The sequence below is a fragment of the Streptomyces sp. LBL genome (genome assembly GCF_029893585.1).
Classification (GTDB): Bacteria; Actinomycetota; Actinomycetes; order Streptomycetales; family Streptomycetaceae; genus Streptomyces.
Map to the genome: position 1 here is coordinate 17460 of NZ_JARXYX010000033.1, position 15206 is coordinate 32665.

The 15206-nt window shown below is 68.8% G+C and carries 12 protein-coding genes and 1 pseudogene; 12 read left to right on the top strand and 1 reads right to left on the bottom strand.

What is annotated here, in order from left to right; translation table 11 throughout:
• The first annotated feature begins 21 nt into the window (after positions 1-21).
• The 5 genes from M2271_RS32785 (at position 22) to M2271_RS32805 (ending at position 6839) form a co-directional block, all read left to right on the top strand.
• The gene (locus M2271_RS32785) at positions 22-780 is read left to right on the top strand and encodes an NUDIX hydrolase (protein WP_280891040.1); all 759 of its coding nucleotides are present in this window, start codon (positions 22-24) and stop codon (positions 778-780) included.
• A 161-nt stretch (positions 781-941) separates the two neighbouring features.
• Positions 942-2816 carry an ATP-binding cassette domain-containing protein gene (locus tag M2271_RS32790; protein WP_280891041.1) on the top strand — a complete coding sequence of 625 codons (1875 nt, stop codon included), beginning with the start codon at positions 942-944 and terminating at the stop codon, positions 2814-2816.
• Between the two features lie 162 nt (positions 2817-2978).
• On the top strand, positions 2979-3866 hold the full coding sequence (locus tag M2271_RS32795) for a FadR/GntR family transcriptional regulator (RefSeq protein WP_280891042.1): 888 nt from the start codon (positions 2979-2981) through the stop codon (positions 3864-3866).
• 425 nt (positions 3867-4291) lie between these two features.
• Entirely contained in the window at positions 4292-5815 is a 1524-nt protein-coding gene (locus tag M2271_RS32800; protein ID WP_280891043.1) for an RNA polymerase sigma factor, read from the top strand.
• Between the two features lie 148 nt (positions 5816-5963).
• Positions 5964-6839, top strand: a complete 876-nt coding sequence (locus M2271_RS32805) for a serine protease (RefSeq protein WP_280891044.1) — start codon at positions 5964-5966, stop codon at positions 6837-6839.
• Between the two features lie 100 nt (positions 6840-6939).
• Here the strand turns inward: M2271_RS32805 and M2271_RS32810 are convergent, their stop codons facing one another.
• Positions 6940-7170 (bottom strand): hypothetical protein, encoded by a 231-nt coding sequence (locus tag M2271_RS32810; RefSeq protein ID WP_280891045.1) that lies wholly within the window; start codon positions 7168-7170, stop codon positions 6940-6942.
• A gap of 439 nt (positions 7171-7609) precedes the next feature.
• On the opposite strand from M2271_RS32810, the gene M2271_RS32815 reads away from it, so the two are divergent.
• From M2271_RS32815 to M2271_RS32845, 7 genes and pseudogenes are all read left to right on the top strand, one after another.
• Positions 7610-9733: a DNA topoisomerase IV subunit B gene (locus M2271_RS32815; protein WP_280891046.1), complete on the top strand. Its 2124-nt coding sequence runs from the start codon at positions 7610-7612 to the stop codon at positions 9731-9733.
• Between the two features lie 344 nt (positions 9734-10077).
• A complete protein-coding gene (locus M2271_RS32820) occupies positions 10078-10608 on the top strand; it encodes a DUF1453 domain-containing protein (protein ID WP_280891047.1) in 531 nt (176 codons plus the stop codon).
• Positions 10605-11756, top strand: a complete 1152-nt coding sequence (locus M2271_RS32825) for a histidine kinase (protein WP_280891048.1) — start codon at positions 10605-10607, stop codon at positions 11754-11756. The genes M2271_RS32820 and M2271_RS32825 overlap by 4 nt, the downstream gene beginning before the upstream one ends.
• On the top strand, positions 11753-12433 hold the full coding sequence (locus M2271_RS32830; protein WP_280891049.1) for a response regulator transcription factor: 681 nt from the start codon (positions 11753-11755) through the stop codon (positions 12431-12433). The genes M2271_RS32825 and M2271_RS32830 overlap by 4 nt, the downstream gene beginning before the upstream one ends.
• Positions 12434-12502: 69 nt before the next feature.
• Positions 12503-13060, top strand: a complete 558-nt coding sequence (locus M2271_RS32835) for a DUF485 domain-containing protein (RefSeq protein ID WP_280891116.1) — start codon at positions 12503-12505, stop codon at positions 13058-13060.
• Entirely contained in the window at positions 13057-14649 is a 1593-nt protein-coding gene (locus tag M2271_RS32840; protein ID WP_280891050.1) for a cation acetate symporter, read from the top strand. Before M2271_RS32835 ends, M2271_RS32840 begins: the two co-directional genes overlap by 4 nt.
• A gap of 378 nt (positions 14650-15027) precedes the next feature.
• Positions 15028-15179 (top strand): annotated as a pseudogene (locus M2271_RS32845) (ABC transporter substrate-binding protein); the annotation flags it as partial.
• Between the last annotated feature and the right edge of the window lie 27 nt (positions 15180-15206).

Consider the following 15206-nt stretch of genomic DNA (forward strand, 5'->3'; position numbering starts at 1 on the left):
GCAGACGACTATGATCACCGCATGCCCTACGACCCGTCAGCCTTCCCGCCCTTTGCCGTCACCGTGGACCTGGTCGTGCTGACCGTGCGCCGCCACGCCCTGTGCGCGCTGACGGTGCGCAGGGGGGAACCGCCGTTCCAGGGGCGCTGGGCGCTCCCCGGCGGCTTCGTACGGGCCGACGAGGATCTGGCGCAGGCGGCGGCGCGTGAACTGGCCGAGGAGACCGGGCTGCGCGCCCACGATCCGTCCGTCCCCGTTCAGGACAACGGTGCCCATCTGGAACAGCTTGCGACCTACGGCGACCCCAAGCGGGACCCCCGGATGCGGGTGGTCAGCGTTGCGCACCTCGCCCTCGCTCCCGACCTGCCGGCTCCCCGGGCGGGCGGTGACGCCAGCAACGCGCGGTGGGCACCCGTCGAGGAGTTGTTGCAGCAGGGCGGCTACGGCCGCGACGGCGAACCCGTCGCGCCGCTCGCTTTCGACCACGCCCAGATCCTGGCGGACGGCGTGGAACGAGCCCGCTCGAAGATCGAGTACTCCTCTCTGGCCACCGCCTTCTGCCCGCCGGAGTTCACGGTCGGCGAGCTGCGCCGTGTCTACGAGGCGGTGTGGGGCGTAGCGCTCGACCCGCGCAACTTCCACCGCAAGGTGACCGGCACGCCCGGCTTCCTCGTCCCCACCGGCGGCACGACCACCCGTCAGGGCGGGCGCCCCGCCCAGCTCTTCCGCGCCGGCGGAGCCACCCTGCTCAACCCGCCCATGTTGCGCCCCGAGGTGTGACACCGGGGCAGACGAGACGAGCGTCCGACTGCCTTTGCTCCCCCCGCTGAACCGTCCTTCGTTCCGAATGGCGTACAGGCATCCGAAGGCACCGCTCGTCCGCTGCCGTGCAGGCCTTCGGATGCCCGAAAAAACGGACATAGCACGCTATCTTGCTTCAGGTGATCCAGGCCTTCGGACTGACCAGTAACTCCCGCAAGCACTGCCCGCCCGCGGTCGACGACCTCACCTTCGAAGCGCGCGCAGGCTGTGCCACCGCCCTCCTCGGAGCGGAGGGCGCGGGCAAGACGACCACGCTCAGGCTGATGCTCGAATTTCAACAGGGCCGTGGCATCACCTACTTCCGAGGTCGTCCCCTGCATCGCATCGCCCACCCGTCGCGCGAGGTCGGCGTTCTGCTGGGCGACGTGCCGGGCCATCCCGCCCGTACCGTGCGCGGTCATCTGCGCATGCTGTGCGCCGCTGCGGGCGTCTCGGTCCGGCGGGCCGACGAAGTCCTCGAAGTGGTAGGCCTCGTCAGCCTGCGCGACGAACGGCTCGGCACCCTCTCACGCGGCATGGACCGCCGCCTCGGCCTGGCCTGCGCGCTGCTTCCGGGCCCCCACACACTCGTGCTGGACGATCCCGCCGACGGACTCTCCCCCCGCGAGTGTCACTGGCTGCACGGCATGCTGCGATCCCACGCCACCCAGGGGGGCACGGTCCTGTTCACCACCGCGGACCCCAAGGAAGCCGCGCGCACCGCCGACCGGGTGGTCACCCTGGACAAGGGCAGGCTCGTGGCCGACCAGGACGTCACGGACTTCGCCCGCACCCGGCTGCGCCCCCGCGTCGCCGTCCGTACCCCCCACGCCGTTCGCCTCGCTGCCCTGATCACCAAGGAAGCCCGCACCACCCAGCGCTCCGTCGAGGTCGTACGGGAGGGCGGCAATCGACTGTCCGTGTACGGCAGTACGTGCGCCGACGTCGGTGAAGCCGCCTTCCGGCACGGCGTCCTCGTCCACCAACTCGCAGACGAGACCGGGGACATGGGACCGGAGGCGGGACCGCTCCTCTCGGAGGCCCGGTACGCGCCCGAGGGGACACAGCCGGACGCAAGGGAATCGGAATCCACCGGGAGCGCTGCTCCCGCGGTCGGCAGCGCCGAGCCGCCCGTCGCCGTGATCGAGGGGGAGGGGCCCGTCCAGGCAAGCGCACGCGCCGCCGAAGAGCTCAAGGCCGCCGATCCACTGTCGCCCCTCCCGCCTCCCATTTCCGTCCGCTCCGCACCCAGCCCGATGCGCCCGCTGCGCTACGAACTGCGCCGCGCCGCCGGAATCGGTACCGGGTTCCTCACCGGGGCCGCAGTCCTTGTCACCTCCGCCCTCACCGCCGTACTTCTGGCCCGTTTCGGACACACTCCGCAGCCGCGCCTGCTGGCCGCGTGGCCGCGGGAGCTTCCGCTGCCGCCCGCGGCCCTCGGTGCGGGACTCCTCGGGGCGCTCGCCTTCGGCGACGAGTTCCGGCATCCCGCCCTGGCAGCGGACCGCGGCACCGTGCCCCGCCGGCTGGGGCTGCTTGCCGCGAAACTCGTCGTCACCGCGGCCACCGCGCTGCTGCTGGCCTTTCTCACGGTGGGCTGCGACGCTGAAGTGCTCTATCTCGTCTACGGACGGGAGCTGGCGGATGTTCCCGCCGACTGGCTTTCCCTGGGCGCCAGTTGGATCGGACTCGTTGTCGGATGCGCCTGGGCGGGCGTGCTTGCCGCCGGCGTCTCCCGGTCCACCACGGCCGGGCTCGCCGCGGTGGTGGCCGTACCCGTCGTCGTCGTACCACTCGTACAAAAGGCCTTGGAGGGGCCGTCCGTGCGGGTCGTGGCAGGGTTTTCCACCCGGCTGCGCGAGGTGTTCCTGCTGCAGTGGCCGTTCGGTGGAGAGCGTTATGTGTCCGCTGTCGCGCGGGTGCTCGTCCAACCCGTCGGGAGCGCGCTGACATTGTCGCTCAGCGCCCTGCTCTGCGCATATCTGCTCACGACCCTGCGCAGCAGGGTCCGCTGACGACCGCCCGCGCCCTTCCGGTCTCGACCTGCGCACAACTTCCCGGAGAAAGCCCATTTCTTTCCGATAAGGCGTCAATTGCGACGGGGTGAGCGATCACCCTTTCGTGTGCTTTTCACCAAAGACCTCAAGGGAGTTGGGGTCAACGCCGACAAAGGATCCGTGAGTACCCTTGCGCACACCATGATGACCGCCGCCCGCGCCGCAGACTCCGGCCTCGCCGGCCCGGGCGAACTCGACCGCTACCCCTACGCGGAGGCCACTGCGGTCGACCGTGTCGGAGTCACCTCCTGGGGCGGCGCGGACCCGGAGCTGGGCCGTGTGGGCCGACGTGCCGCCGGCAGCCGGGGACGCGGACTGCATGGCCAACTCGTCCAGCAACTCGGCCAGATGATCGTTTCCGGAGACCTGGGCGCGGACCGCCCATTGGTGCCCGAGGAGATCGGCCAGCGTTTCGAGGTCTCCCGCACCGTCGTCCGCGAGTCGCTCCGGGTCCTGGAGGCCAAGGGCCTGGTCAGTGCCCGCCCGAACGTCGGCACGCGCGTGCGTCCCGTCAGTGACTGGAACCTCCTTGATCCGGACATCATCGAGTGGCGGGCCTTCGGCCCGCAGCGTGACAACCAGCGCCGAGAGCTGAGCGAACTGCGCTGGACGATCGAGCCGCTCGCTGCTCGGCTCGCCGCGGGGCATGGGCGTGAGGACGTCCAGCAGCGGATCACCGACATGGTCGAGATCATGGGCCGCACGATGGCTCAGGGTGACGCACTCACCTTTTCCCGCGCCGACGCGGAGTTCCACTCTCTGCTCATCCAGGTCGCGGGCAACCGCATGCTGGAGCACCTTTCCGGGATCGTGTCGGCCGCCCTTCAGGTCTCCGGCGGCCCGGTCGCCGGTTGCGACCGGCCGACCGAGGCGTCGCTGGCGCACCACGGCCGGATCGCTGACGCCCTCGCCGCCGGCGACGGCACGGCGGCCGAGACGGCCATGCGTCAACTGCTCACCGTCCACCCAGAGGTGGAGCGCGTGGTGCCCGCGCCGCGCGAGCACTGACCGCGCACCACGGGCGGTGCGGCCAGGAATACCGCCCCCTCCTGGGGCATCGCCTGGTCGGCGAACCGCTCCCGTCGGGCCCCGCAGAATCTTCAGGGATCCTGCGGGGTCCGACGGCACGACGCGTCGGCGGGCCCGTCGTCGCGTGCAGGTCGCAGCCATGGTTGGCCACCTTTGCCTGTATTTGACCGCTTTGATCGCTTACGGGGTGTGACTCGGGCCACGCAGATTGGGCGTAACGCTCGCGGGAACAGCGCGATGACCTAAGAGGTGACAGCCGCGGAGGGAATACGGACGCCGTTCAAGGCGCTGTGCATCTTCCCGGCCCCCGCCCGCACCGTCGGTCCATCCCCAGGCCGGTGGTCGGCTCCTGTCCGCCGTGGACGGGGCCGGAAGCCGTTTTCCAACGTTCCGAGAGGTTGTTCGTGTCGGCCAGCACATCCCGTACGCTCCCGCCGGAGATCGCCGAGTCCGTCTCTGTCATGGCGCTCATTGAGCGGGGAAAGGCTGAGGGGCAGATCGCCGGCGATGACGTGCGTCGGGCCTTCGAAGCTGACCAGATTCCGGCCACTCAGTGGAAGAACGTACTGCGCAGCCTCAACCAGATCCTCGAGGAAGAGGGTGTGACGCTGATGGTCAGTGCCGCGGAGCCCAAGCGCACCCGAAAGAGCGTCGCAGCGAAGAGTCCGGCCAAGCGCACCGCTACCAAGACGGTCGCGGCGAAGACGGTGACCACCAAGAAGGCCACCGCCACCGCCACGCCTGCGGAGTCCGCCGTCGAGGACGAGACGCTCGCCAAGAAGGCCGCCGCCAAGAAGGCGACGCCCGCCAAGAAGACGGCCGTGAAGAAGACTGTCGCTACCAAGAAGACAGCGGCCAAGAAGACGACCGCCAAGAAGGACGACGCGGAGCTGGTCGAGGAAGAGGCCGTCGAGGAGGCCAAGCCCGGCGAGGAGGCCGAGGGTACCGAGAGTGCCGGTTTCGTGCTCTCCGACGAGGACGAGGACGACGCGCCCGCTCAGCAGGTCGCCGCCGCCGGTGCCACCGCGGACCCGGTCAAGGACTACCTCAAGCAGATCGGCAAGGTCCCGCTGCTCAACGCGGAGCAGGAGGTTGAGCTCGCGAAGCGCATCGAGGCCGGTCTCTTCGCCGAGGACAAGCTGGCCAATGCCGACAAGCTGGCGCCGAAGCTCAAGCGCGAGCTGGAGATCATCGCCGAGGACGGCCGCCGTGCCAAGAACCACCTCCTGGAGGCCAACCTCCGACTGGTGGTCTCCCTGGCCAAGCGTTACACCGGCCGCGGCATGCTCTTCCTGGACCTTATCCAGGAGGGCAACCTCGGTCTGATCCGCGCGGTCGAGAAGTTCGACTACACCAAGGGCTACAAGTTCTCCACGTACGCCACCTGGTGGATCCGTCAGGCGATCACCCGTGCCATGGCCGACCAGGCCCGCACCATCCGTATCCCGGTGCACATGGTCGAGGTCATCAACAAGCTCGCGCGCGTGCAGCGTCAGATGCTCCAGGACCTGGGCCGCGAGCCCACTCCGGAGGAGCTGGCCAAGGAACTCGACATGACCCCCGAGAAGGTCATCGAGGTCCAGAAGTACGGCCGCGAGCCCATCTCGCTGCACACTCCGCTGGGCGAGGACGGCGACAGTGAGTTCGGTGACCTCATCGAGGACTCCGAGGCCGTCGTCCCGGCCGACGCGGTCAGCTTCACGCTCCTGCAGGAGCAGCTGCACTCCGTCCTCGACACCCTGTCCGAGCGCGAGGCGGGTGTCGTCTCGATGCGCTTCGGTCTCACCGACGGTCAGCCGAAGACCCTGGACGAGATCGGCAAGGTGTACGGCGTCACGCGTGAGCGCATCCGCCAGATCGAGTCCAAGACCATGTCGAAGCTGCGCCACCCGTCGCGTTCCCAGGTGCTGCGCGACTATCTCGACTAGGTCGCGGTCGTACGACGTCGAAGGTCCGGCCCCCACCGCGGGGGACCGGGCCTTCGCTGTGCCGCGCGACTGCCTGGTCCGTGCTGCGGGGAACGGTGCCGTGTATGACTCTGGGTGTCTGTTCAACCTCCCGGAGTGAGGAACACGCATGCGAAATCGTATGGCCCGGGCAGTGACCCGGCCGTTGGTGCTGGCGACCGCCGCAGTTACCCTGTCGCTCGCCTCCGCCGCCCCTGTGGGCGCCGACAGCATCGTCGTCGGAGGTTTCCCGGTCGACGTGTCCGAGAGTCCGTGGGTGGTGGCGCTGTCCAGTCGTGACCGGTTCGGGGGTGCACGCGCGGGGCAGTTCTGCGGCGGTGTGGCCGTCGACCGGTCCACCGTGCTCACCGCGGCCCACTGTCTGGGCGAGGACGTCCTCGGCGGTACACCGGACAGCGTGCGCGACTTCAAGGTCATCGCGGGCCGTACCGACCTCCTCTCGAACGAGGGGCAGGAGGTCTCCGTACGCGATACCTGGGTGAACCCGAACTACAACGATATGAGCAACTCCGGGGACTTCGCTGTGCTCACCCTTGCCGAGCCGCTGCCCCAGGGCTCGGTCCTCGCCATGGCGGCGGCCGGCGATACGGCGTACGAACCGGGAACGACAGCCGTGGTGTACGGCTGGGGTGACGCCACCGGCGGCGGGGACTATGAGCACAGCCTGCGGGCCACCCAGGTGCATGTGCTGTCTGACGCGCTGTGCGAGCAGGCCTACCCCGGCGCTACCGGCGGTAGGTACCTCTCCGACACCATGCTGTGCGCGGGGGAGGAGGTAGGCGGCCGCGATGCCTGTCAGGGGGACAGCGGGGGGCCGCTGGTCGCCCGGGGGAAGGTGATCGGGCTCGTGTCCTGGGGGAGCGGCTGTGGCCGCGCTGGGAGCCCTGGCGTCTATACGCGGGTGTCCGACGCCCTGAGGGTGCTGGGCTGGGGTCGCAGTGCTGCCGGCACTGGAGGCCATGGAACGGCGTCCGGCGCCGGCTGAGAGCGCGCCTGGTGCAAGCACGGGCGGGTGCCCCTCTGAGGAGGGGCACCCGCCCGTCAACCGGCCTGTGCCGGAGCTGGCTCGTCGTGGGACGCGAGTATCAGCGCTCTTCTTCGGAGGCGGATTCGGGAGCGGCCGTCAGTCGCTCCGTCTCGTCCTGTATCTCAGCGGCGATCTTCTTGAGTTCCGGCTCGAACTTGCGGCCATGGTGGGCGCAGAAGAGCAGTTCTCCGCCGCTCAGCAGGACGACGCGCAGGTATGCCTGAGCGCCGCAGCGGTCGCACCGATCGGCGGCCGTCAGTGGGCTCGCGGGGGTCAGAACAGTAGTCACGTCGCCTCTTCTCTAGCTCGACGAGCTGTCGTACCAGGGTCAACATCCAACCAGCCCGAAAACGTTCCCGCTCGTGGCTTTTCCTGGAAAAAATCTCTCCGGGCGGCTGTCTGTTGCCGGTTGGCGGCGAATGTGCCGTATTGCGTGTCTTCGTGTCTTACGGGTTCGCACTGTCGGTCGGGGTCGGTCCTCCCGGCTGGATTGCCGGTTGTTCATGAGGACGTGCCCGGAGCCTAAATGGTTCATGCCTGGAAGGGAACGTGATATGTACTTCACTCCATCGAGGGATCGAACAAGCATACGACCGTGGACTAGTGTGAGTTCAGATGAGGGTGGCGTTACATCGGCTCTACCAGGCCTCGGTACTCTCTGAGCGGCGACCGAAGCCGTGCCCTTACCCAGAAGGGCCCCACCTGAAATTCAGCGAGGAGCGAACCGCGTGACCGCCGAAACGTCCGTGCCGTCCACAGCACTGCTGGCAGGAGCAGACCGGGACGGTTCCAACTACACCGCGCGGCACCTGCTCGTCCTTGAAGGGCTCGAAGCCGTGCGCAAGCGCCCGGGCATGTACATCGGGTCCACGGACAGCCGTGGCCTGATGCACTGCCTGTGGGAGATCATCGACAACTCCGTCGACGAGGCCCTGGGCGGTTACTGCGACCACATCGAGGTGATCCTCCACGACGACGGCTCGGTCGAGGTCCGGGACAATGGTCGGGGCATCCCGGTCGACGTCGAACCCAAGACGGGCCTCTCCGGTGTCGAGGTCGTGATGACCAAGCTGCACGCCGGCGGCAAGTTCGGCGGCGGCTCGTACGCGGCCTCCGGCGGTCTGCACGGCGTGGGCGCGTCAGTCGTGAACGCCCTGTCGGCCCGTCTCGACATCGAGGTGGATCGCAGCGGCCACACGCACGCCATCAGCTTCCGGCGTGGTACGCCTGGCGCCTTCGCCGTGATGGGCCCCGATGCCAAGTTCGAGGCCAAGAGCGGCCTGCGCAAAGCCAAGAAGATCCCCACGACCCGCACGGGTACCCGTGTGCGGTACTGGGCCGACCGGCAGATTTTCCTCAAGGACGCCAAGCTCTCCCTGGAGAACCTGCACCAGCGGGCCCGGCAGACCGCGTTCCTGGTACCTGGCCTGACCATCGTCGTCCGCGACGAATACGGCCTCGGTGAGGGTGGCAGCAAGGGCGAGGAGTCGTTCCGCTTCGACGGTGGAATCAGCGAGTTCTGCGAGTACCTGGCCACCGACAAGCCGGTCTGCGACGTCCTCCGCCTCTCCGGCCAGGGCATCTTCAAGGAAACCGTCCCGGTCCTCGACGACCACGGCCAGATGACGCCCACCGAGGTCACCCGTGAGCTCGGTGTGGACGTCGCGATGCGCTGGGGCACCGGCTACGACACGACCCTCAAGTCGTTCGTCAACATCATCGCCACTCCCAAGGGCGGCACGCATGTCGCCGGCTTCGAACAGGCCATCGCCAAGACGATGAACGAGGTGCTGCGCGCGAAGAAAATGCTGCGCGTCGCCGAGGACGACATCGTCAAGGACGACGCCCTCGAGGGCCTGACCGCGGTCGTCACCGTCCGCCTCGCCGAGCCTCAGTTCGAGGGGCAGACCAAGGAGGTCCTCGGTACCTCCGCCGCCCGCAGGATCGTGAGCACCGTGATCTCCAAGGAGCTCAAGGCGTTTCTCACGTCCACGAAGCGCGATGCGGCCGCTCAGGCCCGAGTGGTCATGGAGAAAGCGGTCTCCGCCGCCCGGACGCGTATCGCAGCGCGTCAGCACAAGGACGCCCAGCGCAGGAAGACGGCCCTGGAGTCGTCGTCGCTGCCCGCCAAGCTCGCCGACTGCCGCAGTGACGACGTGGACCGCAGCGAGCTGTTCATCGTCGAGGGTGACTCCGCGCTCGGTACGGCGAAGCTCGCCCGGAACTCGGAGTTCCAGGCGCTGCTGCCGATCCGCGGCAAGATCCTCAACGTTCAGAAGTCGTCTGTCACGGACATGCTGAAGAACGTCGAGTGCGGCGCGATCATCCAGGTCATAGGAGCGGGTTCCGGACGCACGTTCGACATCGATGCGGCTCGCTACGGCAAGATCATCATGATGACCGACGCCGACGTCGACGGCTCGCACATCCGGTGCCTGCTCCTGACCCTGTTCCAGCGCTACATGCGGCCCATGGTCGAGGCCGGCCGGGTGTTCGCCGCGGTGCCGCCGTTGCACCGCATCGAGGTGATCCAGCCGAAGAAGGGCCAGGACAAGTACGTGTACACGTACTCGGACCGTGAGCTGCGCGACAAGCTGCTGGAGTTCCAGAGCAAGGGGGTCCGGTACAAGGACTCCATCCAGCGGTACAAGGGTCTCGGTGAGATGGATGCCGACCAGCTGGCCGAGACGACCATGGATCCGCGTCACCGCACCCTGCGCCGGATCAACCTCGCCGATCTGGAGGCCGCCGAGCAGGTCTTCGATTTGTTGATGGGCAACGACGTGGCACCCCGCAAGGAGTTCATCTCCGGCTCGGCGGCGACGCTGGATCGGTCGCGTATCGACGCGTAGCCGCATCGCTTGGCCCTGGGGGAGCGGGCGGGTGTGGCGTCGGGTCGGCTTGGGTGGGTTGGTTCAGTAGGCCCGTCGGCGGAAAGCGGCGCCGGCCCAGTCGGCGAGGTGGTGGGGGCGGACAGGCGACGGATGCTCGGCGCCGGACAGGTGGTGTGGGCCCGGTCGTCTGATGTCCGGGTTGTCGGGCCAGGGGCTCTCCACCCACGGGTGGACGTGCCGGTGGCGGGGATCCACCCATGATCCACCCCGGCTCCGATCTCCCGACCCGTTGATTTCCGTAGCGTCGAAGGCGTCGGCAGCGCTCGCTGTCCATCTCGCCCTTCTTCGCTACGGAGGCTGTGATGCCCGGGATCGTCAACACGTTGGTGATCGTGGCCGTGGTTGTCCTGGTGATCGTCCGGCAGTTCCGTCCGAGCCGGATCGACACCGAGAGGCGTTGGTGGCTCCTGCCCGTGGTCCTGGGCGTCGTGGCGCTCCGTGAGCCGGAGATAGTGGACGCTCACCACCAGACAGCGTCGGTCGGCCTGCTGATCGCCGAGCTGCTCACCGGCCTTGCCACCGGAGCCGCCTGGGCCTGGACGACCCGCATGTGGGTGGAGCCGGACGGTGCGGTGTGGAGCAGGAGCACCAAGGCGAGCGGGGGAGTCTGGGCCGTCGGCATCGGACTGCGCGTCGGCCTCTTCACACTCGGCGCGGCATTCGGTCTCCACCAGGACTCCTCCGCACTGCTGCTCGCTCTGGCGGGCACTCTGCTGGTCCGCTCCGGAACCCTGGCCTGGCGGGCCCAGTCCCTGCGCCCGGCTCCGGCTGCCGCGACGGGCACGGAGCACCGGGACAGCATGTCCCGGCCCACGTGGAAGGAACGTGTGTGACGGAGAACTCCTGGACACGCTGGCCTTCACGCGAGGCACTCGGACGCGCGGAGTCCTCGGGCGCGCGGCGAGTGCTCAGCTGGGTGGTGCGAGGGCTGGTCCTCGGCATGCTGCTCTGGGGTGCCTTCACCGGCAGTCACGTGCACGGCTGGGGTGCGCTCGCAGCCGTGTCGGGCGTTCTGCTGGCCGCCTTCCTCGCCTGGGCCCTCTATCGCACGACCCTCGCGCACCGGCTCCTGCCGTCCCTGGCGCTCATGACCCCGCTGCTGGGGATCGCGGTCGTCGCCCAGGTGGCGGGCTTCAGAGTCCCCGCCCTCGTGCTCTGGTGCGGGTGCGCGGTCACCGCTCTGGAGCGACTGCCCGTCGCGGCCGCCCTGCCCGTTGCCTCGGTCGCCCTCGCTTCGTACGCCGCGGTCAACGACGACGTATGGCTGACCACCGCAGCCACGACGGCCGGGCTCGCCCTCGCCGGATACGTGCTGCGGCTGGATGCCGAGGCCCGTGGCAAGTCCCAGCAGTTGCTCGCGCAGGAGCGGGCCGCGCGGGCTGCCGAGGCGGAGTCTGCGGCACTGGCAGAGCGGGCCCGCATCGCTCGGGAGATCCATGACGTGCTGGCGCACAGCCTCTCGGCGCAGCTCGTGCACTTGGAGGCGGCCCGACTGCTGATCGAGCAGGGTGCCGACCGGGAGCAGATCCTCGAACGGGTCGTGGCGGCACGCGGCATGGCCCGCGACGGTCTCTCCGAGACCCGCCAGGCGCTGTCGGCGCTTCGTGGCGAGCTGACCCCGCTGGAGGACTTCCTCACCCAGATGGTCAGTGCGGCCGAGGGCGCCGAAACCACCATTACGGGTGACCGCAGACCCCTACCGGCAGAGGCGTCCCAGGCCGTGCGCAGGGTGGCCCAAGAGGCGCTGACCAATGTCCGCAAGCACGCTCCCGGGGCCAAAGTACGGATGCGGCTCGAGTACGGAGAGCATCAGGTGACGCTGGTCGTACGCGATTCGGGCGGGTCGCCGGGCGACCTCGCCGCAGCGGGCTCCGGGTACGGTCTGCTGGGTATGCGCGAGCGCGCCGAGCTGCTGGGCGGGTCGCTGGAGGCCGGGCCGGACGAGGAGGGGTTCGTGGTGTCGCTGAAGGTGCCCGTATGACGGAGGAGGCGCAGTTCCCGGCGCGGGTGGTGGTCGTGGACGACCAGACCGTGGTCCGCGAGGGAATCGTGATGCTGCTCGGGCTGCTCCCCGGAATCGAGGTCGTCGGCTCCGCGGGGGACGGGGACGAGGCGGTGCGGCTCGTCGCCGAACTCGCTCCGGACGTGGCGCTGATGGACCTGCGCATGCCCCGTTGCGACGGGGTGGAGGCGACCAGGCGTATCCGGGCGCAATATCCCGGGACGCAGGTGGTGGTACTCACGACATTCGCGGACGACGAGTCGCTCTTCCCTGCTCTGAGAGCGGGGGCGCGTGGCTATCTGACCAAGGACGCGGGGGGTGACGAGATCGTGCGGGCCGTGCGGAGCGTGCTGTCCGGGGACGCGGGGCTGTCCCCGAGCATCCAACGGCGGCTACTGGAACGACTGTCGGCTCCCGAGCCGCAGCCGACAGCGCCCGTCGAGCCGCCGGACGGGCTCACCACACGGGAGACGGAGGTGCTGCTCCTGATCGCGGACGGACTCAGCAACCAGGAGATCGCCCACAGGCTGCATGTGTCCACGGCGACCGTGAAGACCCACATCAACAACCTCTTCGCCAAGACGGGGCTCAAGGACCGAGCGCAGGCGGTGCGTTACGCATACGCGAAGGGCCTGGTGCGGCCGCCGGCTGGCTGAGTCACCTGATGGAGTGAAGAGCGTGGAGAAGAAGAGTCAGGGATCTTCCCGTTCTGTCCATCCTTGAGCATGCAGTCAAGCAATGGTCGCCCCCGCGGAGGCGGCGGTGGTGCCGAGAGTTGGTTCGACGACCATGACGTTCATGATCCGGCGTCCGCGGAGGCAACCGAGGGTGTGAAATACGACGACCCCTGGTACGACGCACTCGCCTCCGGCTGGGGCGAGTCGGCGGGTACCCGGACATCTGGGTCCGCTGACTCGTCGGCGCGGGAGTACGACGCCCCGGCCGCAGCCGCGGCCGACGTGTACCTGGAGGTGCAGCGAAGTGACGCCTTTCAGGAGGTGCGAAGGCGGTACCGGAGGTTCGTGGTGCCGGCGGGCGCGGGGTTCTTCGTCTGGTACGTGGCCTACGTGGTGACAGCCACGACCGCGCCCACGCTGATGGCGCGGCCCGTGGCGGGCGCCGTGAACGTGGCGATGCTGGCAGGGCTCGGGCAGTTCCTCACGACCTTCCTGCTCACCTGGGCGTATGCCCGGCATGCCAGGCTGCGCCGGGACCGGGCGGCCCTCGAACTGCGGTGGGACACCCAGGAACTGACGCGTGGCATCCGGGGCGGTGTGTCGTGACGGGCAACCATCAGACGCTGGCCTTGCTGCTGTTCAGTGCGTTCGTCGCTGTCACCCTGGGGATCACGACGTGGGTGAGCCGGCAACGGCAGGGTTCGGCGGAGGAGTTCTACGCGGGCGGTCGGCTCTTCTCCCCGATAGAGAATGGTTTTGCCATCGCGGGCGACTACATGTCGGCCGCTTCCTTCCTCGGGATCTCGGGACTTATCGCCCTGTACGGGTACGACGGGTTGCTGTATTCGGTGGGGTTCCTGGTGGCCTGGCTCGTGGTGCTGTTCCTGGTCGCCGAACTGGTGCGCAACTGCGGACGGTTCACGCTCGCCGACGTGGTCGCGGCACGGATGAGCGAGCGGCCGGTGCGGATCGCGGCGGGAACCTCCTCGGTCACCGTGTCCGTTCTGTATCTGGTGGCGCAGATGGTGGGCGCGGGCAGTCTGGTCGCGCTGCTCCTCGGAAACACCAACGAGGCGGCGCAGTCCTGGACGGTCATCGGAGTCGGCGCGCTCATGGTGATCTATGTGTCGTTGGGCGGGATGCGGGCCACCACCTGGATCCAGATCGTCAAGGCGGTCCTGCTGCTCGGCGGCACCATCGCGCTGACCGTGCTCGTCCTGGTGCGATTCCACGGCGACTTCAACCAGTTGCTGCTCACGGCGGCCGAGCGCAGCGGTCACGGCAAGGCGTTCTTGGTTCCCGGCCTGAGGTACGGCGGGGACTGGACGGCCCGGTTGGATTTCATCAGCCTGGGGCTCGCGCTGGTGCTGGGCACCGCCGGGCTGCCGCACATTCTGTCCCGCTTCTACACCGTGCCCACCGCGCGGGCCGCACGGCGTTCGGTGGTCTGGTCGATCGGGCTCATCGGCGGCTTCTATCTGATGACGATCGTTCTCGGGTTCGGTGCGGCGGCCATCGTGGGACCGGACGCCGTACGTGGATCGAACGCGGCGGGGAACACCGCCGTTCCGCTGCTCGCGCTGGACCTGGGTGGCGGGGTCGACTCCACGGGAGGGACGCTTCTCTTCGCGATCGTCGCCGCGGTCGCCTTCGCCACGATCCTGGCCGTGGTCGCGGGGATCACGCTGGCCTCCTCGGCGTCGGTGGCCCACGACCTGTACGCCTCGCTGCGTCGCCGGCACACCAAGCCGCGCAGCGAGGTGGCCGTGGCCCGTGCCGCCGCGGTCGGTATCGGCGTGGTGGCGATCGCCCTGGGGCTGCTGGCGCGGGATCTCAACGTGGCGTTCCTGGTGGGCCTCGCGTTCGCGGTCGCCGCGTCCGCCAACCTGCCGGTGCTGCTCTACTCGCTGTTCTGGCGCGGCTTCACCACACGCGGCGCAGTCTGGTCCGTCTACGGGGGGCTGATCCCGGCCATGCTGCTCGTGGTGCTTTCACCGGTGGTTTCCGGCAGCCCGGAGTCACTGTTCCCCGACGTCGACTTCCAGTACTTCCCGCTGCAGAACCCCGGGCTCGTCTCGATCCCGCTGGGCTTCGTCGCGGGCTGGTTCGGCACGGTCACGTCGGCGGAACTGCCCGACGAGGCCAAGCACGCTGAGACCGAGGTGCGGTCGCTGACCGGGGCGGGGGCCGTGTAGATCGGCGCCTTCTTCGGCGTACGGGTCCTCGGTGTCGTACGACTGGATCCTTCGGCGTCGTACGACTGCTGCGGGGCGCGAGGAAGACGTTGTGGACCCTGTCGGGGGGTTACTCACCGCCGTCCGGGGACTCGATCTCACGGTCCGGCGGGAGGGGAGTGCGTGGCGGTCGTCGGCCCATGGGGCTGCGGCGAGTCGACACGCTGACGCTTCTGGTGGATGGCCTGGACAAGGTCATCCGTCTGCCCGTGATACTCACTCAGCGGCTCGGCTCCTTCGACGCGGAGGGCTCGTGCCGGGCTGCTGAGCGCACCCGCCCGCGTCCAGGCCGAGACGGCGCTCGTCTCCAGGCCCAGGGTGCCGTCGGGTCGAGGTCAGCAGAACACGTTGCCGAGGTTCGCCAAGGACGGCGTGATGTCCGCGGAAGTCCCGCAACAGTTGACAAGGTGGTCAAGGCGTTCAACCCCACCATCCGGAACGCCAAGGTGGACGTGAGCAAGACCTGCACACCCGAGTCTGTGAAGAAGGCGGGCCGGCATCCGTATGTAGGGCGGGCA

Excerpts from the sequence above, each read along its gene's own strand:
- M2271_RS32805 (WP_280891044.1), top strand. The coding sequence starts at position 5,964 with ATGCGAAATCGTATGGCCCGGGCAGTGACCCGGCCGTTGGTGCTGGCG.
- M2271_RS32835 (WP_280891116.1), top strand. The coding sequence starts at position 12,503 with ATGCAGTCAAGCAATGGTCGCCCCCGCGGAGGCGGCGGTGGTGCCGAG.
- M2271_RS32785 (WP_280891040.1), top strand. The coding sequence starts at position 22 with ATGCCCTACGACCCGTCAGCCTTCCCGCCCTTTGCCGTCACCGTGGAC.
- M2271_RS32830 (WP_280891049.1), top strand. The coding sequence starts at position 11,753 with ATGACGGAGGAGGCGCAGTTCCCGGCGCGGGTGGTGGTCGTGGACGAC.
- M2271_RS32820 (WP_280891047.1), top strand. The coding sequence starts at position 10,078 with ATGCCCGGGATCGTCAACACGTTGGTGATCGTGGCCGTGGTTGTCCTG.